Source organism: Methylibium sp. (assembly GCF_013817345.1).
Lineage (GTDB): Bacteria > Pseudomonadota > Gammaproteobacteria > Burkholderiales > Burkholderiaceae_C > Methylibium.
On record NZ_JACDCW010000010.1, the window covers coordinates 37668 to 59097 of the forward strand.

The window sequence follows — 21430 nt, forward strand, 5'->3', positions numbered from 1 at the left end:
CCGTGCCGCAGCAGTGCCGTGCCGCAGTGCCGTGGCGCGGTGCTGTCTCTCAGCGCCGTCACTCAGTGCCATCACTCAGTGCCATCACTCAGTGCCGGGCGGCAGGCGGGTCCCGCGCATCGACCGCCTGGCCCTTCAGGCTGCTCAGCCAGCGGAACACCTCGGCCACCGCCTCCACGTGCTCGTCGCCGATGTACTCGCCGAGCGCCACGCTTCGAAACAGCGAGCGCGCGAGCGGTGGGCTTTCCAGCACGGGAATGGCGCGCTGCCCCGCCTCGCGGCGCATGCGCAGGGCCTCGTCGTCCTGCCCCTTCGCCACCACGACCGGCAGCTCGACCACGCCCGGTTCGTAGTACAGCGCTACTGCAAAGTGGGTCGGATTGGTCACGACGACATTGGCCCCGGCAAGGCCTGGCTTGACGGGCGAGTCCCGCAGTTCGCGCTGCAGCCGGCGCTGCTCGCCCTTGATATGCGGGTCGCCGTCCGTGTCCTTGTGCTCGCGCTTGCGCTCGGTCTTGGACATGCGGTTCATCTTGATGTATTCGAAGCGTTGATGCACGAAGTCGATCGTTCCCAGCACGGCGAGCACCAGGGCACAAGCGCCGAACATCACCTGCAGCGCGGTCAGCCCCGCCAGGCCGGTGTTGGCCGTCTCGCCGTAGATCTCCATGATGAGCGGCCGCATGAAGGTCCAGAGAGTCCAGGCGATCACTCCCCCCAGCAGGCACACCTTGAGCACCATCTGAATCAGCACGCCCAGTTGCCGAGTGGAGAAGAGCAGCTTGAGCGACTCGGCCGGGTTCAGACGCTCGAACCGGATCTTCAGCGGGTCGGCCGACAGCACGCCCTGTGTCTGCAACAGGCCCACGACCACGGCGATCAGCGTTACAAGCAGCAGCAGCGGCACCACGATCCACAGCATGGCAATCAGCATTTGCTCGATGGCCGGCCCAACGGCGGACGAACTGCCGCCCGAGCCGACCACGTCCAACGCTGCATCGAGCACGCGACGCATCTGCAATTCCATGAACCCGCCGCCCAGCCACAGCAGGAAGAATGCCGCGACGAGTTCGATCGCACCGGTCAGGTCGCGGCTGACGCCCACCTCGCCGCGCTTTCGCGCTTCGCGCAGCTTGTGGGCGGTGGGTTGCTCGGTTTTCTCTTCGCTTTCGCTGGCCATGATCTGCTCACCGTTGGCGCCACACCCGGTCCAGCGTGGGCAGCAGGCCCTCGGCGTTGCTGAACTGCTGCCGCACCACATCGACCAGGTGGCTCAGTAGCAGTGCGAGCACCAGCAGTCCGGTCAGGGCCTTGATGGGCATCGAGAAATAGAACGCGTTGAGCTGCGGCGCAGCGCGGTTGATCAGCCCGACGCCCAACTCGATGAGCAGCAGGGCGCCGAGCACCGGCGCCGCCAGGCGCGCCGCCATCTCCAGCAGCGTGCCGGAAGTGGCGATGGCGAAGTCGCGCAGGGCGCCCGACAGGTCGGGCAAAAAAGATGCCGGCGGCCACAACAGCAGCGACTCGTACAGCAACTGCAAGAACACCTGCAGGCCGCCGAAGCCGACGAACAGCAGCACACCGAGCTGGCTCATGAGCACCGACAACGGACCGGCGGAATGGTTGCCGTAGGGGTCGAAGATCTGCGCGTTGGTGTACCCCGCCTGCGTGTCCATCAGCTCGCCCACGGCGGTCAGCGTCCACAGCACCATGCCCATCGCATAGCCGATCAGCCCGCCGATGAATATTTCCTTCACCACGAAGGCGATCCACTGACCCGCGTGCCAGTCCACGATCGGGAACGACACGGCGAGCCCCGGATAGGCCACCAGCACCAGGATGAGCATGAAGGCAATGCGAATCTGCCGCGGCACGATCGCTCGCGCCAGCAGCGGCAGGACCACGAACGCGGCTGCAAAGCGTGGCATGCCGGCGAGCAACGGCATGAGCAGCGACATCACCGCGGTCGGATCGCTGGCGAGCGCTTGCAGGTTCATGGCGGCGTCTCAGTGCCCGGCGCGCAGCCCGGATCGATCCGCGCGTCCTTGCCCCCGCTGTCGAGCGTCGCCTGGCACGAGTCCGGCGTGATCAGCGTGTCGTCGACGGCGAAGAGGCGGCACGGCTCGCCGCCGGATCGCCGGGCGCAGGCGCGCAGTGCGCGATCGACCGCGTTGGCGCCGTGCGCGTAGCCGAAGCTGCCTGCGGTGCCGATGGCGAACGCCCGCGGCAGTTTCACGAGCATGAACTTCGCGAACGCCGCCCGCGCTGGCGAGGCAAGCTCGTCTGCGGCCGCTTCCGTGACCGGTGCCACCTTCAGCGCAGAGCCGGGCGGTGGCGGCGGTACGGCGTCGGGGTCGGGCGATACCAATGAGCCGACCAACGCCTCGGCCGAGATGATGCTGCGGCCGATGGTGGCCGTCTTCAGCTCGTCGATGACGGAGCGAAACAACACCGTGTCCTCGTCGAAGTGGTCTTCCACGGTCACACCCGCCGCAGCGCCGCGCGCCAGCACCAACCGGCCGAGATACACCGGCCCCATGGCCGCAACTTCGAACGGCACGTTGATCGTCGCCAGTGACCGCTGCGCGTCGGGCGTCTTCGAATCTGCATCGCGAATGCCCGTCAGCAGGTAGCGATCGGGCGGCAAGGCCAGCGCCAGCAGGTAGTCGGCGTACTGGCCGGGCACGCTTTGCTGCAGACGGCCCGAGACCGAGGTGACGCCCGGCTGTCCTTGCAGCGCCACATCGACCCGCACCGCCGCGGGCGGCTCGAGAAGGCTCGACAAGCGCACCACCAGCAAGGCGCCGTGCAAGGGCGCGGGCACTGGCGCCGCCTTCGCGTCCGCTGGCGGCGGCGATGCGCAGCCGGCCAACACAAGCAAGCCAGCCAAGCCCATGACGACCGTGACGATGGTGTGCGTGAAACGCTCTGCCTTGAACATGGACCTCGCCCTTCCTGCCGCTTGCGCCCGAATCGAGTGGCCGACTCGCCAGGGGCTTCGCCTGCCGTGAACGGCTCTTGCCAGTGGCGGCAGGCCCGGCCTGGGCGGTCTGCCGGCATGCGCCAATCGTATTTCTTGCGTTTGAAGCGCTGGCATGAAGAGTTCCTGAACTTTGCTTCAGCTTGTCTCGCGGCGGCCCGGACGAGCGCAACACTGCATTCGTCCATCGGTTGCTTCCGAGTCGTTGCAGTAGAGGTCATCGCATGTCACACGCCGATCCAGCCGTACATCTCGCCGCGCCGGCGCCTCATGCCAGTGCGATGGCAATCGCGCAGCGCTACCTCGGACTGGCACTGTCCTTCGACTACCTCTCCAGCGGGCACGGCCATCGGCAGACCCGGCGCGTGATCGGCGAGCGCATGGCACACCGCGGCGTCACGGCACTGCCCGACTGCACGCTTCCCGCCGCAAAGAGCCGGCCCGCCAAAAGAGGCTGCGACTTCGCCGATTCGCAGGAGCGCTACCTCTGGGAGGTGGCCTGCCAACCCCGGTTGAGTAGCAGCGAGGAATACCGCCTCGCCGTTCGCATGCGGGCGGGCGACCGCGAGGCACACGACGCGCTGCTGCAAGCCAACCTCGGCCTCGTGGTGATGTTCGCCCGCCGCTACCAGCGGCCCGGCGTGCCGATGCTCGATCTCGTCGCCGAAGGCAACATGGGCCTGCTGACGGCCGCTCGCCGGTTCGACCCCGAACTCGGCCACCGTTTCGCCACCTATGCCAAGTGGTGGGTGCGCCAGGCGATCCAGCTTGCCTTGCCCCGGTTGATGGGGGTGGTGCGCCTGCCCGCCAGCCACCATGCAGCCCGCCGCTCGGCAGCCGCCTTGCGCAGGGAGCAAATGGCCGCGATGCCGCTCGAAGCGGAACTCAACGCCGCCGAGTTCGAAGACGAGCGTTCGATGCACGACGAATCCTTCCTCTCGCCGAACCCCAGGCTCGACCAGGCCGCCAACGACCCCCAACCCTGCGGCGTCTTCGACTTCGAACCCAGCGACGCCCAGGCGCTCGATGCCCTCGCTATCCCTACGGAAGACGAGCCCCCAGCCGCTGCCATGGCGCTCCAGCGCATGGCCGCGCTCTGGCGCGCGCTCGACAGCCTGAACGAGCGAGACCGCGTGGTCATCAGCGAACGCTATGCGCTCGTCAACGACCGCGCCTGCACGCTCGACGAGCTGGCGCGGCGCTTCAACGTGTCGATCGAGCGCATACGGCAGATCGAATGCGCCGCCGTCAAGAAGCTGGCCAAGGCCCTGAAGGAAGCCGGCGCGAGCGCCGACACGCTGCTGTAGCGAAACCTTGCCGGGCGGCGGGCGAGGGCTCACCCTGCGCCGGGCGGCTCCGAGCGTCTTTGTATCCGTGGTGGATACAGCTTCGGGCGAGACGGCACTTGAATCGCAGATTCGTTTTCAGTATCTAGCGTCGAGCCGCGAACCGCGAACCGCGAACCGCGAACCGCGAACCGCGAACCGCGAACCGCGAGCCGCGAGCCGCGAGCCGCGAGCCGCGAACCGCGAACCGCGAACCGCGAGCCGGCGCCCGAGCGGGCCGATCGTGGCGTCAAGCTTTCGACCCGCACTCGGGTGACCGCAAGGCGGTGCGCCCGCTCGGCCGCGTTGCTCGGCAGCACGGCCATCTCGCTTCACGCAACACGGCGCCCCACGCGGCCTGAGCGATCCGGTCTTGAAGCAAGCACCCCTCTTTCTGCGAACAGGCCCACCCTCGAAGCGAACTTCCATGACCGTCAACGACGTTTCCCGCCGCGCCGCCGCTCTGCCTTCCCGCCGTTCGACCTGGATGGCCGCGGCCAGCGCGCCCCACTGGAACGTGCAGGTGGCTTCAACCCTTGAAAGCGAAGCCTCTCGCCTGCAGACGGGTGCCCAAGTACTTTTCTCGAACGTCGCCTTGAAACGCAGTACCCCCTGCGTAAGTAGTCAGTAGGCGAGTCTGGTCGAGGCTTGCTCCGCGAATCACCTCGAAACGTAAGGAACAACGATGAGCACAACCGACGTGGGCGTCAGCCGCAACCGAGCGACGAGTGGCCGAGACGCCGGCAGCGCCGGTCAATCAAAGGCGGGCGCGGCAGGCCTGGCAGTGAGCTACCTGAGCGGAAACATCGACAAGCTCGGTGATTCGCCGGTCGGCAAAAAGCTGAAGGAACTGCAGAACCAGGCGGGCAACTCCGAGCAGGAGTGCAGCCAGTTGGAGCGCCAGATGATCGACCGACTCACCCGGTCGGTGATGAGCGGCGGAAACGCCGATGTATCGCTGGCCGCCGAACTGATCGACATCGTGAGCGGCCTGACCAAGAACGAGGGGCTTCGGGAAAACCACAGGGGCACCGTTTTCATGCTGCTCGACGCCATCGGCTCGGGCAAGTACGACCAGAAGGAGCTAAAGAAGATCGTCGACGAATTCCGCAAGCTGTCGTCCGACTCGGATGGCTTCACCGAGAAAGACGCGCAGCAGATCAGGACGATGTTGAAAGGCCTGCCGAGCCAAGGAGCGGGGCCTGCGAAGAACGGGGCAGACGCGAGTGCTGCGGGCGACGGTAAAGACGGCGCCGGCGATCCCGCCCTTTCCCCCGGCGCAGCGAGCGCCGCAGCCATCGGCACCGTTAAAGCTCTGACGGGCGGTGCTGGCGCAGGCGCAGGTGCAGGTGCAGGTGCAGGTGCAGGTGCAGGTGCGGATGGACCGCCGAACAAGGACCTTCCTGCTGCCATCGGGGCCGGCGCCGCTGTGGACGCAATTGCTGGCTCAGCGGCTCGCGATGCCGACAAGACAAGGCCGGCCAATACGGCTGCCGAGGACACGGCCGGTGCCAAGGGCGTGGCGGCTCTGCGCGCAGCCGACAACGCGCATGGCAACCGGTTGACGGTGCCCGCAGAAGAGGAGATCGGCAAGACTCTGACCCTCGAAGAGGCCAACGACCCGGTTTTCATGAGCGCCTTCGCCGCCCGGTTGAATGCACATCAAAACCTGGCTCTGAACACCGAGAACCCGGACGCCGTGGGGGTTTCGGAGAAGCAAGAGATCCTGAAGCAGGCCCGCAGCTACGCGGCCCAATGCTCCGCGCTCGGCATGACGGAAGAAGACGCGGTGGCATTCGCCGGCCGTTTGTCCAGGGAAGAGATCGCAGCTCCCGAATTCATGGCGGCACTCGCGGCGCGCCTGAAGCACTCCTCCGGCTCCGACGACAGCGCCTATCAGTTCGCGGCCGCCGTGAAGAACCACGGGATCGGGCTCGAGTACATCGACCACTACGCTGCCAATCTGACACCCGAGGAAGCTGCCGACAAGGCTTTCATGGCGATGTTGGCCAGCAACTCGATTCCCTTGGCCGGCCAGCCCGCTGACCCGGAAGACGCGCTGGCCCGGACGCGACAGAAGTTCGAGTTCTTGCAAACAAGATCTGCAGCCTGACGCACCCGCCGCCCCGGTCGGCCGATCGATGATGGGGAGCGGCAGGCAACTCGTCGTTCCCGGCTGGGCGCTCTTCACCGCGAACAGCCGGGGACGACGAGCATGTTCCTCAAGCCACCCGACGCGAAGAAGCGGCACGCTCACGCGCCTCGCCGGTGCGTCAAGGCAAGGACGTGAGCTTCAAGCTTGGCGCGTCGCCCAGGTAGCGCGCATACAGCGACATCACCTTGGGCACATAGGCCCGGGTTTCCGCATAGGGCGGGATGCGCCGGCCGTACTTGATGACGGCGCCTTCGCCGGCGTTGTAGGCGGCAACCGCGAGCTGCACGTCGCCCTTGAACAGCTCCAGCAGATCCTTCAGGTAGCGCGCGCCCACGTCGATGTTGTTCACCGGGTCGGCCAGCCCCTGCCGCACGCCGTAGCGCGCGCCGGTGGGCGGCATGATCTGCATCAGCCCGATCGCGCCGACCGGCGACCTGGCCGCCGGGTTGAAGTTGGACTCGGCATGCATGACCGCCAGTAGCAGCGCATGCGGCACGCCGTAAGCGCGTGACGCGGCGGCTACCAGTTCGCGCACCGTGGGCGTGATCAAACCGGCATAAGCGCGGCGCTCCGATGCCCGTGGCCGGAGCGCAGGGATCGACAGCCGCTGTCGCGGGCGGGGCGGCGGCTCGGCCAGAGTGAGGTAGGGCTCGCTGCCCGGACTGTCGGGCTCATGCGAATACGAGGGCAGCCCGCCCGAAGTGGTGGACAGGAAGATGCTCCCGGCCGCTTGCGCCGATGCGCTCGCACCGACTATTGCCAGGCACAACGCAGACAGCAGCGCGCGCGGGCCGCGCCGGCAGGCACGCGCACTCATTGATAGCCGAGCACCAGGCCCTGCAGCAAGCGCGCCCAGCCTTCCAGCACCACGAACAGCAGCAGCTTGAACGGCACCGAGATGATGGTGGGCGAGACCATCGCCATGCCCAGCGCCAGCAGCACATTCGCAACGATCAGGTCGACGATCAGGAAGGCCAGGAACATGATGAAGCCGATGCGAAAGGCTTCCGAGAGCTCGCTCACGGTGAACGCCGGCACCAGCACCATCATGTCGTTCTCCTGCAGATTGCGCGCGGCCTCCTCGGGCCACAGGCGCGACGCAGTGCGCTGGAAGAACTTGCGGTCGCGCACTTCCGAATGCTTGAACAGGAAGTTGCGCAGCGGCGCGGACACAGCGGCGTAGGCGCCGTCCAGGTCTTCGATCGTCTTGAAAGACGAAATACCGAGCCCCGCTTTGCTCAGGTTGTCGCCGGCCGCGATGAACACCGGGGCCATCACGTACAGCGAAAGCACCAGTGCAATGCCGTTGAGCACCATGTTCGGCGGTACCTGCTGCAGACCCAGCGCCTGGCGCAGCAGGCCGAGCACGATCACGATCTTGGCGAAGCTCGTGACCATCAGCGCGATGAACGGCAGCAGCGCCAGGGCGCCGATGGCGATGAGGATCGGCAGGTACTCGGTCATGCTGCAGGCCGGATCAGGCGCTGGCCATCGGTGTGATGACCGCTTCGCTCGCGGCGGCGGAAGCGGTCGCTCCGGCGTCGGTTTCGTCTGCGTTGCCTGGCGTGGCCGATGCCGCAGCGCGCCCGGCTCCGCTCGGATCGACCGGTGCGGGCTGAAGCGCCGCGATGCGCACGCCGAGACGGTCGCCAATGGCCACGAGTTGGCCGAGACCCAGCCGCCGCCCGCCGCACCACAGGACCACCCCGTTGCCCTCGATCGGCTGCACGGTCTCGAACACCTGCCCCACAGCGAGCGTGCGCAATGCCGACAGGGGCAGCGACAGCCGTCCCAGTTCCAGCTCGATATCGATCATGACGGCATCGATGTCGGGCGGGCCTCCCGCCGGCATCTGCGATTCGGTATCGCCCGCTTCGGGCGCGCTCTTCGGGTCGGAAGCATTCATCTCGTGTCTCCTTGAAGGGGGCCGGCCTGGCTCGGCATGGGCTGCGTTCGCTGCCAGCACGCTCGTCACTTCCAGGCGGCAGCCCGACTGCACGGCACTGATGTGGGGCAGGAGCGTGCTGCCGAGCAGCAGGCGAACGGGCAGGCTGCGCAGCCGGTCGGCGCGCGCGTCGAGCAGCAGCACATCGCCGGCTTCCATGCTCGCCAGTTCCTGCACCGTCACGCCGACGGGATCGCACTGGAGCGACACCTCCACGGGAACATCGAGCGCAGCGGGCGACTCGATCAGCCCGCCGGCGGTACCCGCCCGGGCGAGCCGGCGCCAGCCGATCGGCCGCAGCGCGCGCAACAGTAGGGCGGTTTGCGCGGCCGGCCCGCCGTTCTCGCTACCGTGCTCGAGGCGCAAACCCAGCGCCTCGTCGGGCGAACAGGCCGGCACCGCGCCATCGAGCGAGAGCAGCTCGAGCGTCGCTCCCAGCCGTTGCTCGAGCGCCTGCCACAAGGGCTGCAGGGCGTGCATCACGGCGGCACGCCGCAGTGGTTCGGGTACGCCCTGCGTCAGCGCCGGGCCCAGATCGGCCATCACGGCCGGCTGGATGATCTGCAGTTCGAAGTCGTTGCCGCCGCAGCGCACATGCAACTGCATGCCGGCGCGCGACGCGAGCACTTCCTCGAAGCGCACGGTGAAGGTGTCATTTCCAACAATCAGCGGTTCGAGCTGCCGCCCGTAGAAGACGCGGCAGGCTTCGGCGACCCACACTGGCACGCGCGGCAGTGCGGGATGGCTGGCAAGCGAAGCTGCGGGGGCGCGCAGAGCAGTCATTGCAGTTCCTCCGGGCCGATCAGGAACACCATGGTTCGCGGGTTGCCGAACTGGCGCTGCTCGAGCGCCGCGTTCAGCGAGGGCAGGGCTTCGACGAGTGCGCGGTAGGCGTTCTCGGAGGCTGTTCGCAGCGCCACCGAAAGTTCACCGCCGACGCAGGCGATGTCGGCTTCGGTCAGCGGCAACACCTCCGGGCGCAGGCGGACGGTCAGGCGCCAGCGGTCGCCCGGCAAGCGCCGGCCGGCCCGCACGCCGCCGGCGATGTCCTGGAGCAAGGCCTCGAGCACCGGGCCGTGGCGCTCGGCATCCGGCAAGCCGTGGTCGAGCGATTGGCGAAACCAGTGCATGACGTTGGGCGACCGCGCCGATTCCATCTGCTCCGACAAGCTGCCGGGCGTCTTGCGCGGCGAGCGCCCTTCGCGGTCTTGCTGGTCGCCGGATCCACCGTCGTCGCGCGGGCGCTGCAGGGCCTGCTCGAAGCGTTGCGCTGCGGGCGGACGTTCACTGCCATCGGGCAGCGTGGTGGCGAGGCGCAGGCGCGCTGCATCGAGGGGGTTCATGCGGCGTTCCTGTGAAGCGATTGGTTTTGCCAGCGCGCGCTGAACTCGTCGTCAGCGCGCTGTTCCGAGCGCTGCCCGTGAAGCCGCGCCGCACGCTGCGCCTCATGGCGGCAGGCTTCGGTCAGTTTGTGATGGGTGCGCACCTTGGCGGCATAAACGCGGCGCGCTTCGCGGGCGGCATCGAGCGCGGTCTGGGTCTTGGCCGTGAGCGCCTCCAACTCCAGGCGCGCTGCTTCGATCTGCCGCTCGAAGACCTCGACTTGCGCCAGTGCAGCCTGAGCCTCGCCGGCGTTCATGGCCCCTCCCTCGAGCACGGCGTCGAGCAACGCCTTGGCCGAATGCTGCAGGCGCGTCATCGCCAAGGCGGCGTGCATCTGGGCGGCGAGCGCCAGCTCGTAAGCCTGGTTCTGCTCGTGATAAACGCGAAGCGCGCGCCGCTCGCGCGAGGCATGGATGGGCAGCAGCCCGTCGAGCACCGTCGTACTCATGCGGCCAGCTCCATCAGTCGCTGCAAGCTCGAGGACGCGCTTGCCGGGTGGTCGGGCGCCTGGTTCAGGAAGGTCTGGATCGCCGGCAGCTTGGCGATGGCTTCGTCGGCCAGCGGGTCGCTGCCGGCGCGGTACTCGCCCACGCGAATGAGTAGCTCGATCTCGCGGTGGCGCGCGATCAGGCTGCGGATGCGGTGCGCCGCGGCCTGCTGTTCGGCGGAGGCCACCGCCGGCATGAGCCGCGACAGGCTGGCCAACACGTCGATCGCCGGGTACTGCGGCGTCTGGGCGATGGCGCGCGACAGGATGATGTGGCCGTCGAGGATGGAGCGCACTTCCTCGGCGATGGGGTCGGTCTCGTCCTCGCCTTCCACCAGCACCGTGTACAGCGCGGTGATGGAGCCGGTGGCCGCGTTGCCGGCGCGCTCGAGCAGCCGCGGCAGCACCGCGAACACCGAGGGGGGAAAGCCGCGCCGGGTGGGCGGCTCGCCGCAGGCCAGGCCCATCTCGCGCAATGCGCGGGCGAGCCGTGTCACGGAGTCCATGACCAGAAGCACCCGCAGCCCGCGGTCGCGAAAGCTCTCCGCGATGGTGGTCGCGACGAAGCCGGCCTTGACGCGTTCGGCGGCCGAGCTGTCGCTCGTGGCGGCCACCACGACCGACCGCCGCATGCCTCCGGGGCCGAGCGTGTGCTGCACGAACTCGCCGACCTCGCGGCCGCGTTCACCGACCAGCGCGACCACGCACACATCGACGTCGCAGGCGCGCACCAGCATGCCGGCGAGCGTGCTCTTGCCCACGCCCGCTGGCGCGAACACGCCGATGCGCTGGCCCTGGCCGAGCGTCATGAGCGCGTCGATCGTGCGCACGCCGGTGTTGAAAGGGCGGGTGACGGGAGCGCGGTCCAGGGCGGCCGGAGAGGCGGCATTCACCGGCCGCCAGGTCTTGGTATCGAGCGGGCCGCGGCCGTCGATGGGCTGCCCGAAGCCGTCGAGCACGCGGCCGAGCAGCGCATCGCCCACCGGCACGCGGTGGCCGTGGCGCAGCGGCACCACGCGCGCGCCGAGCGACAGGCCGTCGAGCTCGCCGTGCGGCATGAGCAGGGCGCATTCGTCGGCCAGGCCCGTCACTTCGGCGAGCTGAACGCGGCCGTCCGACAGCCGCAGCTCGCAAAGTTCGCCGATGCGCGCATCGATCCCCGCCACGCGGATCAGCGTGCCGCGGGCTTCCGCCACGCGCCCGCACAGCGCCACCGGTGCCACGGTGCCCAGTGCGCGCGCCACCGCATCGCGCAGGCCGGCACCGGCATCGCGCAGCGCGGCACCGGCGGCGGGCAGGTCGCGGGCGCCAGCGTGCGGCGCGCGCTCCGCGTCGAGGGTGGCGTCGCTGTTCATGGTTGTTGCTGCAGCGGCAGACCGGCATGCGCCGGCGCCTGCTCGACCAGCGAGGCGACCGTCGTTTCCAGCGCCGAGCGGATGGCGGCGAGCTGCACGTCGAGACCGGCATCGGCAATGCCTACATCGGTTTCAAAGATGCAGTCTTCGGATTGCACTGCGGGATCGGCGATCACCGTGACCAACCCCGCACCGCACTGTTTGGCATCGAACTCGCCGAGCGCAGTGCGGGCCATCTCGGCCTGCGACGGATGCACCCGCAGACGAGCCCAGCGCGCCTGCTTGAGCAGCCCGTCCACCGCTTGAAGCGCGCCGGCCATGAGCTGGCGGCGGTTGGCGCTCCTGAGCACGACCGCGGTCGCATCGACCACCATGTCCACCATGGCGGGCGCCAGGTCGCGCAGGGCCACCTGCCGTGCGGCCGCAGCGGCAGCCAGCCGGCCCGACCACTCGGCCTGCGCTTGCGCGGTGCCCTGGCGGCGGCCGCGCTGGCGCGCCTGCTCGTAGCCATTGAGGGTTTGCTTGAGCATCAGCTCGTCGCGTGACCGGGCGCGCACCAGGAGGTCCGCCGCCTCCGTCACCGCGCCGGCTTGTGCTTTCTTCAGGAGCCGGCTCTTGCTGGCGACCATGAAGTCGGGGAGATCGATCAGAACAACCAGGTCCATGTGGGCGTCCAGCGAGGAAGAATGTCGTTGACGATCGCGTCAACCCAGCGCTCGGTGCGTTGTCGGGGCAAGCAAGGCAGGGTTTGCAGCGAGAGCCCCTTGGGCGCGCAGAACGCGGCGCGCAGGGCCGCCGGGCGCTGCACGGGATCTTGCGCATTGAGAAGACGCAGCAATTGGTGATAGCCGTCGTGCTGAATGCGCTGCCTCAGCGCCACGCCGTTGAGCGGCTCCCAGTGCAGGTACAGCGGCACGGGCGCGTGCTCCACAGCTTCAGCGACGGGCAGCCACAGGGTGTCGAGCGCGTCGCCGAGCGCGCCACGCAAGGCCGTGAGGTGCTGCTGCCGCACGACCTGACGCAGGCTGTCGCGGTGAGCCGCAATGCCCGCCGTCAGCGCAAGCCGCGCTCGCGCGGGACGGTCCATCAGGAACAGGCGCGCGGCGCGGTCGTTGAGCCACCAGTCACAGGAGGTTTCGAGCCCGTGTTCGCGCAACATGGCGAGCGACAGTTCCTGCAGCACGGGCTCTCGCGCATCTGCCGCCCATTCGGGCAGCCAGCTCTCATCGGCATAGGACGCCGGCTGCAGGTTGAAGCGCAGCAGCAACTGCGCCCAGGAGGCCTGCGCCTGCGTCGGCAGCGGCAAGGGCTTGGAGAGAGGGGCCGCAGTGTCCATGGCCGCTTGCCGGTGTTCGGTTTCGGCGCTCGGCGGCGACACGGGTCAGCTCAGCGCGGTGCGCCGAAACTGGCGTCCGCGCCGGACTCGGCGAATGTTTCCGGCCGGGCGGCGTCGAAGCGTGGCGGCATGATGGGGCTGGCCGAACGCGCATCGATCGCAGCGCTCGCGGAAGGCTCGAACCACTGGCCGGGGCGATGAACCGCGTTGTTCGGCGCCTGGTTGCGATGCGTGGAAACCGGCATCAGCGCGGACATGCCGTGCGGATGGGACGGCTTGCGCCACATGCGCCAGCCCATCACGCCCCAAGTGAGGGCCAGGCAGCAGGCCAGCAGGATCGCGAGCGACGACACCACGGGATCGCCCGGCAGCAGGCTGGCGGGCTGCGTCAACACCGCCTGAACCGGTGCGCGGGACGCTAAGAAGGTGAGCGACACGTTATCGACTTTCAGGCCTTCGATGCTGCGCGTGACCAGCGTCTTGATGGCCGGGGCCATCTGCTGAAGATCGGCATCGGGCAGGTGCTTGATGAACACCGCGGCAGAGGATGGCTGCACGCGGTCGGACAGCGGATCGTTGATGGGGATGACTGGATGCACCCGCGCCGAGGTCACGCCGTCGATCTGCGAGAGCGTGTTGGAAAGCTCCTGCGAGACCGCGAAGATGTAGCGCATGCGCACTTCGGACGGCGTGGAGACGAGCCCTTCCTTCTTGAACAGCTCGCCCATCGAGACGAAGCGCTCGCGCGGCACGCCCTGGTTGCGCGTGACCTGCAGCGCGTGCTGGTGGTCTTTCTCGTCGACCTCGACCCGCCAGAGATCGTCGCCTGCGGGCGATTTGGTGGCGGCAATGCCTTCGCTGTAGAGGATGGTCAGGGCGGCGTTGGCATCCGCCTCGTCCACCTTGCCGAACAGTTCGGCCTTGCAGCCGGACAGACCAGAAGGGCCGCGCTCGCCCAGCCCCGGATCGCCGGCCTGCGCGCTTGCATCGAGGGGGCCGCCATCGCCTCACCCCTGCTGCTGGAAAATGGTGGTGACGCCTTGCTTGGCGCTGCCCACCATTTCCACCATCAGCGACATGCGAAGGATTTCGCCCTGAAAAGCGATCATGCGGTCGTTTGTCATTTGAAAGCTCTCGACCGCCGACATCTCGTGCCCCCCCGCACCATGCCAACTTTCGGCTTGCAGCGCGTCAGGCAGGACGTCCGGCAGGAACTCGCTCGGGTTGAACTGCGATACGAAGGTGGAGACGGGATTGCTCGTGCTCGGCGACGCCGCGGATGCGTCGGCGTAGAAGTTCTCGCGCTGCGGTTCAGCTTGCAGCAACTGCGCGAAGCGTTGTCCGCGTTCATGCTGCGCGGTGGATGCAAGGCCCGCTCCGGTCGATCCAGGGGTGGCAGTCGCCGCCGACATTGCAAATTCCATACAGCCTCCAAAAAATAGAAGTGGCGGGCGCTCAGGCCCACATGGCGTGGGTTGGCACGCTGGGCGCGGGCTCAGGGGATGGCGTGGGGTCGATGTAGCCGTTGGGGCGGCCGAGCACGGCGCAGGCCAGGCCGATGGCGTATTCGTCGCGCCCGTCATCGATGACGGACTGGAGCAACTGCTGCCAGCCGCTGCGGTCGGTGTCGAGAAGGCACACGCCGAGCGTTGCCTTGGCGAGCTGGCTGTTCGGAAAGCGCTCTACCGTCGCTTCGAGAGTGCGAATTCCATCGTTCTTGCGGCCCGCGGCAAAGTCGTTCATGCCGAGGGAAATGCTGGCGTAGGGAAGGTCGGGGCGAACTTCCAGCATCGTCCGCGCAATCTGTTCCGCGCAGGCGAACTCACGCAGTTCGGTGCCCAGCATGGCGATCTTCAGAAACAGACGGTAGTGAGTGCCTGAAACGAGCGGGTTCGAAATGCCGGAGTCGTCGTCGTCTTCCATGGAGGGCCTTCGTGGGCGTGCAATGCAAGGGAAAAAAGGGGCGCCGCAGGGCGACACCCCTTTTGATGAGTCGATTACTTCTGGAGTCGCTTGGCACCGTCCATCTTGGCTTGAAGCATGACCATTGCCGTGTTCATCCTGTTTGATTCGGACATGATCGCGGTTTGAGTCGCAATCGCTTTGTCGTTCATTTGGGCGAGTTGTTGGATCTGCGTCAGCTGTGTCATGTCGATCTCCTTGAAGGTTGATGAGAGTCAAGTCCGTTGCGCACGAGAGGCCCGGGCTGTTCCCAGGATCCTTCGAGCCACTTCGAACGCCGAGTCCAACCGCCTCGACACATCTTGGTTCGCCGCGGCCTTGCTTGGATCGCCTTCAACGGCCTGCATCGCCTTTTGAGCCTCGGTTAGGCTTTCATGTAGCGACTGGAGCAGTTGTTCGGTGTCGTCGGCAAGGATCTGGTTGGCCAAACTAGTGGGGACTTGGTCGGGTTGTCTTGGCGTGGAATACATACCGAAGCTCCTGTGTCAATTCAAGGGGTAGGTGATGCGGTTCTTGCCCACTGCGAACTCGATCGCTTCCGGTCCGATGGCGATCACTTCAGCGCCATCCGGCAGCACGGCACCGACGAAGTAGCGCGCGCCGTCGGCTCCCGCAAAGTTGCCGTTCTCGCCCGGAACCACGCTCACGATCTGCACCGGCAAAGCGTGTTGGCGCGGCGCCGTGTTGGGCACCTGATAGAACGCAACGCGGTCATCGATGCGCACGACGCCTGCGAGGTCGGCCGTGAGCAGGCGCAGCCGGTCTCGCACCGCCATGTCGTCCGATGTGCCCTGCACGCGCACGGTGCCGGCGCCGCGGTAGGCGACGCTCAAACTAGGGTCGGCCAGCGCGTCACGCACCTGCATCGCGAGCTCGGATCCCACGCGAACCTGCAGGCCGGCGTGCGCCAGCTTCTCCTGCTCGAGCCACAGCCGCAGCCGTGCGAGCGAGGCGGCGTCGTCCACGTAGCCGGTCGCCAGCGGCGACGAGTCGGGGGCGGCCACGAGGTTCACGTCGGGCCAGCCTTGTGCGGCCAGATTGCGTGTGTCCAGCGGCATGCTGGCCGAAGCGGGGCGCACGAGTTGCACCACCACACCGGCCGTGAGCAGGGCGGACAGCGCGAGCAGCACGGGCGCGACGCCGCGCCCCAGCGAGCGACGCAGCCGCTTCGGTGCGGGCTCGGGCGGCAGGGCCTGCGTGAGCACCAGCTCGGCGCTGCCGATGACCAGGCGCTGGCGCATGAAACGCCCGCGTATGCCGCTCTCGCTCGGCGGCAAAGCCAGGCCGCCGGGAAGGGCGAACAGCGACCACACGCCGTCCACGCGCCGCAGTTCCGCATGATGAGGCCGCACGCCGGCGTCTCGCAGCACGATGTCGTTGTCGTCCGCGCTGCCCACGCGCGCCGCCGAGCGCAGCCGCAGCGCTGCGCCGCGGTGAAGGCCCGCGCTGACGCGCACGGCACAGGGGTGCAGACGAGGCACGGCGGCCCCGGCATTCAGGATGGGGGACTGCAGCAGGTTGGCGAAGGTTTGCTGCGCGCGCTGCGCAGCGGCCATGCCGCCGAAGGTTTGCGTGTTCATAGGGCCGCCACCTTCGGCGTGAGCAGGAAGAAGCGTTCGACCCGGCTCTTGCGTTTCTCTGTGTACTTGAAAAGCCGGCCCACGCCGGGCAACGCAGACAGGCCCGGCACGCCGGCCTCGTCGCTCGTGTCGCTCTCTTGCGAATAACCGGCAATCAGCAGCGCCTCGCCATCGGCGATGAGCGACTGCGTGGTGATGGTGCTGCGGCGCACGACGGGAATCTGATCGACCGCCTGCCCGGTGAGCACGCCGTCTTCGATGCGGATGGCCATCTTGACTTTCTGCTGGTCGCCTTCGGTCACGATCAGCGGCGTGACGCGCAGCGAAGTGCCGACCGACACGTCGAACAGATCAACGTCGAGGTTGCCGGCCACGCGCACGAAGAAGGTGCTGATGTCTTCCATGACCGCTTCGACGTTGTCGAGCGTCATGATCTTCGGGCTGGCCAGCATGTTGGCGCGGCCTTCCTGCGCAAGCGCATTGACGCGGGCGATGAGGAAGCGGCCGGCGTCGCCGAGCACGGTGGTGAGCACCACGCTGGGCGAGGGCGAGAGGGTTTGTGCACCGTTCGGCCCGATCGTGGGCGCGCCGTCGGCGAGTGCGGTGCCCCAGCTCAGCGTGGGCAGGCTGCCGCGGCCAACCTGCAGATCGACGCGCCCGGTGCGCAGGCGCCAGTCGAAGCCCAGGGCCTCCAGCGCGTCGGAGTTGACTTCGATGATGCGCACCTCGATTTCGACCAGGCCCGGCTTGACGTCGAGCGACTTCACGGCGGTTTCGTGGTCCTTCATGCGCTCGGGGGCGTCGCGCACGATCACGGCGTTCATGCGGCCATCGGCGGTGAACTGCGGCAAGGTGTCGCCGGGCGAAGACGACTGTGCGGCGGGTGCTCGCGTGTCGGCATCGAACACCGACGCGCGGCCGCGGTAGGCAGACCCCGGAGCCTGCCCGCTGAGACCGAGGCCGTACAAGGCGTCGAGCGGCGACGAGCGGCTTGGCGAAGCGGGCGCAGCAAGCGTGCGCACCGGCGAGGCGCCGTAAACCTGTGAGAGCACCGAGGCCACGCCGGGGATCGTCTGGTCGCGCCCGCCCTGCGTGTAGGTGAGATCGCCCGCCCAAGCATAGCGCAGCGGAAACACACGCACCACCGCGGTCGACCCGACGACGTTGTCGTTCCGATCGACGGAACGCGCAGTCTGCGCCACCAGGTCGACGTAGCGGCTGGGGCCGGAGACGAGGGCCGTGTTGTGCCGGCTGTCGTAGACGATGGGGAAGCGGCGATCGGGGATGTCGAGCTGCTCCAGCGCCTGGCGCAGCCGCGCCACGTTGGCGGTGCTCAGGCGGATGAGTTCGCTGCGCACGTCGCTCGCCGGGCTGACGTAAAGCACATTGCCTTCCGCGTACCAGATGAAACCGTAGGACGCGGCCATCAGGTCCATGAGGCTGCCGGGCAGCAGCTTGAACTTGCCGTTGACTGTGCCTTGGACCTGCTTGTCCACCACGACCATCAGGCCCTGGCTGGCGCCGAACTCGCGCAGGAACTCCTCGAGCTTCTTGCCCTTGGCGGTGTAGGAGAACTCGGTGCCTTTCCAGCGCACTTCGCCGCCGTGCACGGTGCTCGCACACGTGGCCATCAAGAGAGTCAGCGCAAAACGGAACACGAGACGGTGGGCGCGCATGGACAGGCTCCTAAAGGATGGCGGCGGGCGCGTGGAAACCGCCGGCGCGCATCATCTCGTCGGCGAAATTGAGAATGCTCACGCCGAGCCAGCGGCCGGTCAGCGCGAGCACGATGCAAGCGGCGATCAGCTTGAACACCTGCGAGGCGGTCTGGTCCTGCAGTTGCGTGGTGGCTTGCACGACGGCCACGAGCAGCCCGACCGCTGCGGCCGCTGCGACGGTGGGCAGCGAGACCCACAGCGCGAGCAGCAAGCCGCGGTTCATGAACTCGAGGAGGGCGGGTGTATCCACGGCTTACTCGGACACCGCGCGCAGCGGCGCGGCGTTGGGCAGACCGATGCGCGCGATCGGCTGGATCTGCAGGTCGGACGGGAGCTCGGCATACGACACGATGTGCATCTGCGGCCAGCGCTGCGAAAGCAGTCGGCGCATGAAGCGGCGGGTTTCGAGCGTGACCAGCATGACCACGGGTCGCTCGGCGGGCACGGTGGCCACGGCGGATTCGGTGGACGCGTACAGGGCCTGCAGAGCGTCGGGCGGCATCGCGACGTACGCGCCATTGGGCCCTTGCTGAATGGCGCCGCGGACCTGAGCCTCGGCAGCGGCATCGAGCGTGATGACGTGCAGGCGGCGCTCGGCATCGACCAGGCGGTGGCAGATGAAGCGCCCGAGGTCGATGCGGACGTACTCGCACAGCATGGCGGTGTCTTTCTCGCGGCCGGCCCAGGTGAGCAGGCTTTCGTAGATCTCGCGCAGGTAGCGCAGCGACACCCCTTCGAGCGCCAGCCGGCGCAGCACGTCGGCCACGCGCTGCGTGGGCAGGGTGCGCATGACTTCTTCGGCGAGATCGGGCAGTTGCGCCTGCACGCGCTTGAGCAGGCCGTTGATCTCCTGCGTGCCCACGAAGGCGTCGGGCCGCAGGCGCACCGTGCCGGCTGCCTCGTGGGCCAGCCGGGCCTCGGCGCCGATCGTCGCGCCGGGCTCGAAGGCTTGCGAGAGGCTGCCCTGCCGCGAAGGAATCTCCTGGACGTCGAGCGCATAGGCGTCGTCGGGCAAGGTGGCATCGAAGCGGACCTGCAGTTCCGGAAACGGCATGCCGAGTTCATGTTGCAAATCGGCGCGCTCGCGTTCGAGCGCTTCCTGCAGCGCGGCGGGAGAGAGCCGGTCCCTCAGGTTGCCCGCAATGCGCAGCAGCAGGGGAACCACGATGGCCGGCGCTTCGAACGGCAGCAGGTTAGCCGCCTCGGGCGCGCCGGCGCGGGCCGCATTGAGCGTGCGCACACCGTCCAAGCTCGGCAAGACCCGGTTGCGCCGCAACGAACGCAGGCCCAGGAAGGCCAGCACGGTGCCCAGCAGGAGGAACGGCAGCTTGGGGAATCCCGGCACCAGCATGAAGCCGAACAGGATGCCGGAGGAAGCGAGCAGCGCCATCGGCTGCGCGATCACCTGCTGCCCGATCTGCGAGGCCAGGTTGCGCGGGTTGCCTTCCTGGCCGGCGACGCGGGTGATGAGAATGCCCGCCGCCACGCAGGTGAGCAGCGAGGGAATCTGCGAGACCATGCCGTCGCCCACGCTCAGCAGCGTGTAGCGCGCCCCGGCGTCGGCGATCGGCATGTCGAGCACCCACGCGCCGATGGAGATGCCCGCCACGATGTTGACGAGCGCGATGATGATGGCGGCGATGGCATCGCCCTTGACGAACTTCATCGCGCCGTCCATCGAGCCGTGCATGTGCGATTCCTGCTCGAGCAGGGCGCGCAGGCGCCGAGCCTCGTGCTTGTCGATGAAGCCGCCCCGCAGATCGGCCTCGATGCTCATCTGCTTGCCGGGCAGGGCGTCGAGCGTGAAGCGGGCGCCGACCTCGGCGACGCGTTCGGCGCCCTTGGAGATCACGATGAACTGCACCACGGCGATGATCGAGAACACGACCAGCCCGACGATCACCTGGCCGCCCATCACGAGGCGGCCGAAGGTTTCGATGATCTGGCCCGCATGGGCATGCAGCAGGATCTGCTTGGTCGAGGCGATGTTGAGCGACAGCCGCAGCACCGTGGTCAGCACGATCAGCGAGGGGAAGGTGGACATGCCCAGCGCTGCGGGAATGTAGATCGCGAGCATGAGCAAGAGGATGCTGAGTGCGATGTTGAGCGCGATCAGCATGTCCAGCGCCACCGGCGGCACCGGCAGGACCATCAGCGCGACGACGCCGGTGATCAGTACCGCCATCAGCAGATGGCTGTGCCGCGTAACGGCAACCAGGATGCGTTCCCACAAGGAAGACATGCCTGGGCGGGACTGCGGTGATGTCGTCGTATCGAACACGGAGTACTTCTCGCTCTCGGTGTTGAAACAAGGGGTTGCGGCGACGCTCGGGATTACCCCGGACCGTCCCGTCCCGTCTTGCTGTGAGGCATCGCACGACCACTAGCGACGCGGCCGGTGTGTGGGGCTTTGTCGGTTCGGATGATGCGGAGATGGACGTACATTGCGGGCCTTTGAAGCAGTGTGAGACGGGATGCGGCGATCCGGATCAACCTGAACAACTCTTCAGGAAAACTTCATCCACGACCGAGCGCGGGTCACAAAGGCACAGGAGTACTGCCGAGTGGGAATCCAAGTTCTGCTGGTGGAGGATGACGAAACGATCAGCGCTTGCGTTCATCGCGCGTTGGAGTCGGCCTGCTACGAGGTGAGCCATGCGCGCACCGGAGAAGAGGCCTTTTTCATGGCGACGGCGCAGCACTTCGACGTGCTGATCCTCGACCTGGGCCTGCCGGGGCGCGACGGGCTGCAGGTGCTCGACGCACTGCGCAAGCGCGAGAACGAATTGCCCGTGCTGATCCTTTCGGCGCGCAGCGAGGTCGAAGACCGCGTGGCCGGTCTGCAGGCCGGCGCCGACGACTACCTCACCAAACCCTTCTCGATGGTCGAGCTGGAAGCCCGGCTGCACGCGCTGCTGCGCCGCGGGCGCGCCGAGGTCGTGCTGCGGCTCGCGGTGCACGACCTCGCGATGGACATCGCCTTGCGCACCGTGACGCGCGCGTCCAAGCCGGTGGAGCTGACGACGCTGGAATTCGATTTGCTCGAGCTGCTGATGCGGCGCGCGCACGGCGTCGTTTCGCGCGACACGCTCGCGCGCGAAGTGTGGAAGGAAGTCAAACGCGCCACGCCGATGGACAACGTGATCGACGTGCACATCGGCCGCCTGCGCAAGAAGATCGACCAGCCCGGAACGCGGCCGCTGA

Annotated in this window: 23 protein-coding genes; 4 read left to right on the plus strand and 19 right to left on the minus strand. The window is 67.7% G+C overall.

The features are described 5' to 3' along the window. Nucleotides 1-88: 88 nt before the first annotated feature. Genes H0W40_RS03340 through H0W40_RS03350 form a run of 3 tightly spaced genes read right to left on the minus strand, consistent with a single transcriptional unit; the run spans nt 89 to nt 2941 of the window. Nucleotides 89-1180, minus strand: coding sequence for an EscU/YscU/HrcU family type III secretion system export apparatus switch protein (locus tag H0W40_RS03340; RefSeq protein WP_292443162.1), 1092 nt, complete (start codon nt 1178-1180; stop codon nt 89-91). Nucleotides 1181-1187: 7 nt separating this feature from the next. Next, nucleotides 1188-1997, minus strand: coding sequence for a type III secretion system export apparatus subunit SctT (sctT, locus tag H0W40_RS03345; protein ID WP_292443164.1), 810 nt, complete (start codon nt 1995-1997; stop codon nt 1188-1190). Further along, a complete protein-coding gene (locus H0W40_RS03350) occupies nt 1994-2941 on the minus strand; it encodes a hypothetical protein (protein WP_292443166.1) in 948 nt (315 codons plus the stop codon). Before H0W40_RS03350 ends, sctT begins: the two co-directional genes overlap by 4 nt. Before the next feature lie 263 nt (nt 2942-3204). On the opposite strand from H0W40_RS03350, the gene H0W40_RS03355 reads away from it, so the two are divergent. The 3 genes from H0W40_RS03355 (at nt 3205) to H0W40_RS03365 (ending at nt 6418) form a co-directional block, all read left to right on the plus strand. Next, the gene (locus H0W40_RS03355) at nt 3205-4287 is read left to right on the plus strand and encodes a sigma-70 family RNA polymerase sigma factor (RefSeq protein WP_292443167.1); all 1083 of its coding nucleotides are present in this window, start codon (nt 3205-3207) and stop codon (nt 4285-4287) included. Between the two features lie 445 nt (nt 4288-4732). Continuing rightward, nucleotides 4733-4936: a hypothetical protein gene (locus tag H0W40_RS03360; protein WP_292443169.1), complete on the plus strand. Its 204-nt coding sequence runs from the start codon at nt 4733-4735 to the stop codon at nt 4934-4936. 54 nt (nt 4937-4990) lie between these two features. Further along, nucleotides 4991-6418: a hypothetical protein gene (locus H0W40_RS03365; protein ID WP_292443171.1), complete on the plus strand. Its 1428-nt coding sequence runs from the start codon at nt 4991-4993 to the stop codon at nt 6416-6418. A 160-nt stretch (nt 6419-6578) separates the two neighbouring features. Here the strand turns inward: H0W40_RS03365 and H0W40_RS03370 are convergent, their stop codons facing one another. The 16 genes from H0W40_RS03370 to H0W40_RS03445 all read right to left on the minus strand — a co-directional run bounded on the left by H0W40_RS03370 (nt 6579) and on the right by H0W40_RS03445 (nt 20468). Further along, the gene (locus H0W40_RS03370) at nt 6579-7277 is read right to left on the minus strand and encodes a lytic transglycosylase domain-containing protein (RefSeq protein WP_292443173.1); all 699 of its coding nucleotides are present in this window, start codon (nt 7275-7277) and stop codon (nt 6579-6581) included. Beyond that, the gene (sctR, locus tag H0W40_RS03375) at nt 7274-7924 is read right to left on the minus strand and encodes a type III secretion system export apparatus subunit SctR (protein ID WP_292443175.1); all 651 of its coding nucleotides are present in this window, start codon (nt 7922-7924) and stop codon (nt 7274-7276) included. Before sctR ends, H0W40_RS03370 begins: the two co-directional genes overlap by 4 nt. Before the next feature lie 13 nt (nt 7925-7937). Beyond that, nucleotides 7938-9188 carry a FliM/FliN family flagellar motor switch protein gene (locus H0W40_RS03380; protein WP_292443177.1) on the minus strand — a complete coding sequence of 417 codons (1251 nt, stop codon included), beginning with the start codon at nt 9186-9188 and terminating at the stop codon, nt 7938-7940. After that, nucleotides 9185-9748 carry a flagellar hook-length control protein FliK gene (locus H0W40_RS03385; RefSeq protein WP_292443179.1) on the minus strand — a complete coding sequence of 188 codons (564 nt, stop codon included), beginning with the start codon at nt 9746-9748 and terminating at the stop codon, nt 9185-9187. The genes H0W40_RS03380 and H0W40_RS03385 overlap by 4 nt, the downstream gene beginning before the upstream one ends. After that, complete coding sequence (locus H0W40_RS03390; protein WP_292443180.1) at nt 9745-10236, minus strand: hypothetical protein; 492 nt, start codon at nt 10234-10236, stop codon at nt 9745-9747. Before H0W40_RS03390 ends, H0W40_RS03385 begins: the two co-directional genes overlap by 4 nt. Then, on the minus strand, nt 10233-11630 hold the full coding sequence (locus tag H0W40_RS03395; protein WP_367153725.1) for a FliI/YscN family ATPase: 1398 nt from the start codon (nt 11628-11630) through the stop codon (nt 10233-10235). The genes H0W40_RS03390 and H0W40_RS03395 overlap by 4 nt, the downstream gene beginning before the upstream one ends. Then, nucleotides 11627-12295 carry a type III secretion system stator protein SctL gene (gene sctL, locus H0W40_RS03400; protein ID WP_292443182.1) on the minus strand — a complete coding sequence of 223 codons (669 nt, stop codon included), beginning with the start codon at nt 12293-12295 and terminating at the stop codon, nt 11627-11629. The genes H0W40_RS03395 and sctL overlap by 4 nt, the downstream gene beginning before the upstream one ends. Continuing rightward, entirely contained in the window at nt 12277-12966 is a 690-nt protein-coding gene (locus H0W40_RS03405; RefSeq protein WP_292443184.1) for a SctK family type III secretion system sorting platform protein, read from the minus strand. Before H0W40_RS03405 ends, sctL begins: the two co-directional genes overlap by 19 nt. Before the next feature lie 50 nt (nt 12967-13016). Further along, entirely contained in the window at nt 13017-13925 is a 909-nt protein-coding gene (sctJ, locus tag H0W40_RS03410) for a type III secretion system inner membrane ring lipoprotein SctJ (protein ID WP_367153726.1), read from the minus strand. Nucleotides 13926-13973: 48 nt separating this feature from the next. Further along, the gene (locus H0W40_RS03415; RefSeq protein WP_292443186.1) at nt 13974-14390 is read right to left on the minus strand and encodes a hypothetical protein; all 417 of its coding nucleotides are present in this window, start codon (nt 14388-14390) and stop codon (nt 13974-13976) included. Nucleotides 14391-14421: 31 nt separating this feature from the next. Next, nucleotides 14422-14889 carry a M48 family metallopeptidase gene (locus tag H0W40_RS03420; protein WP_292443187.1) on the minus strand — a complete coding sequence of 156 codons (468 nt, stop codon included), beginning with the start codon at nt 14887-14889 and terminating at the stop codon, nt 14422-14424. 74 nt (nt 14890-14963) lie between these two features. Next, nucleotides 14964-15116, minus strand: a complete 153-nt coding sequence (locus H0W40_RS03425; protein WP_292443188.1) for a hypothetical protein — start codon at nt 15114-15116, stop codon at nt 14964-14966. Nucleotides 15117-15413: 297 nt separating this feature from the next. Continuing rightward, a complete protein-coding gene (locus tag H0W40_RS03430; protein ID WP_292443190.1) occupies nt 15414-16508 on the minus strand; it encodes an FHA domain-containing protein in 1095 nt (364 codons plus the stop codon). After that, nucleotides 16505-18184: a type III secretion system outer membrane ring subunit SctC gene (gene sctC, locus H0W40_RS03435; protein ID WP_292443192.1), complete on the minus strand. Its 1680-nt coding sequence runs from the start codon at nt 18182-18184 to the stop codon at nt 16505-16507. Before sctC ends, H0W40_RS03430 begins: the two co-directional genes overlap by 4 nt. A gap of 10 nt (nt 18185-18194) precedes the next feature. After that, the gene (gene sctS / locus H0W40_RS03440; RefSeq protein ID WP_292443194.1) at nt 18195-18476 is read right to left on the minus strand and encodes a type III secretion system export apparatus subunit SctS; all 282 of its coding nucleotides are present in this window, start codon (nt 18474-18476) and stop codon (nt 18195-18197) included. 3 nt (nt 18477-18479) lie between these two features. Further along, complete coding sequence (locus H0W40_RS03445; protein WP_292443195.1) at nt 18480-20468, minus strand: FHIPEP family type III secretion protein; 1989 nt, start codon at nt 20466-20468, stop codon at nt 18480-18482. 322 nt (nt 20469-20790) lie between these two features. On the opposite strand from H0W40_RS03445, the gene H0W40_RS03450 reads away from it, so the two are divergent. After that, nucleotides 20791-21430: response regulator transcription factor (locus H0W40_RS03450; protein WP_292443196.1), on the plus strand; the 640-nt coding region annotated here is incomplete at its 3' end.

Coding starts and splice junctions, on each gene's coding strand:
- H0W40_RS03425 (WP_292443188.1), bottom strand. CDS start 15,116: ATGACACAGCTGACGCAGATCCAACAACTCGCCCAAATGAACGACAAA.
- sctT (WP_292443164.1), bottom strand. CDS start 1,997: ATGAACCTGCAAGCGCTCGCCAGCGATCCGACCGCGGTGATGTCGCTG.
- H0W40_RS03420 (WP_292443187.1), bottom strand. CDS start 14,889: ATGGAAGACGACGACGACTCCGGCATTTCGAACCCGCTCGTTTCAGGC.
- sctL (WP_292443182.1), bottom strand. CDS start 12,295: ATGGACCTGGTTGTTCTGATCGATCTCCCCGACTTCATGGTCGCCAGC.
- H0W40_RS03415 (WP_292443186.1), bottom strand. CDS start 14,390: ATGGAATTTGCAATGTCGGCGGCGACTGCCACCCCTGGATCGACCGGA.
- H0W40_RS03360 (WP_292443169.1), top strand. CDS start 4,733: ATGACCGTCAACGACGTTTCCCGCCGCGCCGCCGCTCTGCCTTCCCGC.
- H0W40_RS03405 (WP_292443184.1), bottom strand. CDS start 12,966: ATGGACACTGCGGCCCCTCTCTCCAAGCCCTTGCCGCTGCCGACGCAG.
- sctR (WP_292443175.1), bottom strand. CDS start 7,924: ATGACCGAGTACCTGCCGATCCTCATCGCCATCGGCGCCCTGGCGCTG.
- H0W40_RS03340 (WP_292443162.1), bottom strand. CDS start 1,180: ATGGCCAGCGAAAGCGAAGAGAAAACCGAGCAACCCACCGCCCACAAG.
- H0W40_RS03445 (WP_292443195.1), bottom strand. CDS start 20,468: ATGTCTTCCTTGTGGGAACGCATCCTGGTTGCCGTTACGCGGCACAGC.
- H0W40_RS03355 (WP_292443167.1), top strand. CDS start 3,205: ATGTCACACGCCGATCCAGCCGTACATCTCGCCGCGCCGGCGCCTCAT.
- H0W40_RS03365 (WP_292443171.1), top strand. CDS start 4,991: ATGAGCACAACCGACGTGGGCGTCAGCCGCAACCGAGCGACGAGTGGC.
- H0W40_RS03390 (WP_292443180.1), bottom strand. CDS start 10,236: ATGAGTACGACGGTGCTCGACGGGCTGCTGCCCATCCATGCCTCGCGC.
- H0W40_RS03350 (WP_292443166.1), bottom strand. CDS start 2,941: ATGTTCAAGGCAGAGCGTTTCACGCACACCATCGTCACGGTCGTCATG.
- H0W40_RS03370 (WP_292443173.1), bottom strand. CDS start 7,277: ATGAGTGCGCGTGCCTGCCGGCGCGGCCCGCGCGCGCTGCTGTCTGCG.
- H0W40_RS03430 (WP_292443190.1), bottom strand. CDS start 16,508: ATGAACACGCAAACCTTCGGCGGCATGGCCGCTGCGCAGCGCGCGCAG.
- H0W40_RS03385 (WP_292443179.1), bottom strand. CDS start 9,748: ATGAACCCCCTCGATGCAGCGCGCCTGCGCCTCGCCACCACGCTGCCC.
- sctC (WP_292443192.1), bottom strand. CDS start 18,184: ATGCGCGCCCACCGTCTCGTGTTCCGTTTTGCGCTGACTCTCTTGATG.
- H0W40_RS03380 (WP_292443177.1), bottom strand. CDS start 9,188: ATGACTGCTCTGCGCGCCCCCGCAGCTTCGCTTGCCAGCCATCCCGCA.
- H0W40_RS03395 (WP_367153725.1), bottom strand. CDS start 11,630: ATGAACAGCGACGCCACCCTCGACGCGGAGCGCGCGCCGCACGCTGGC.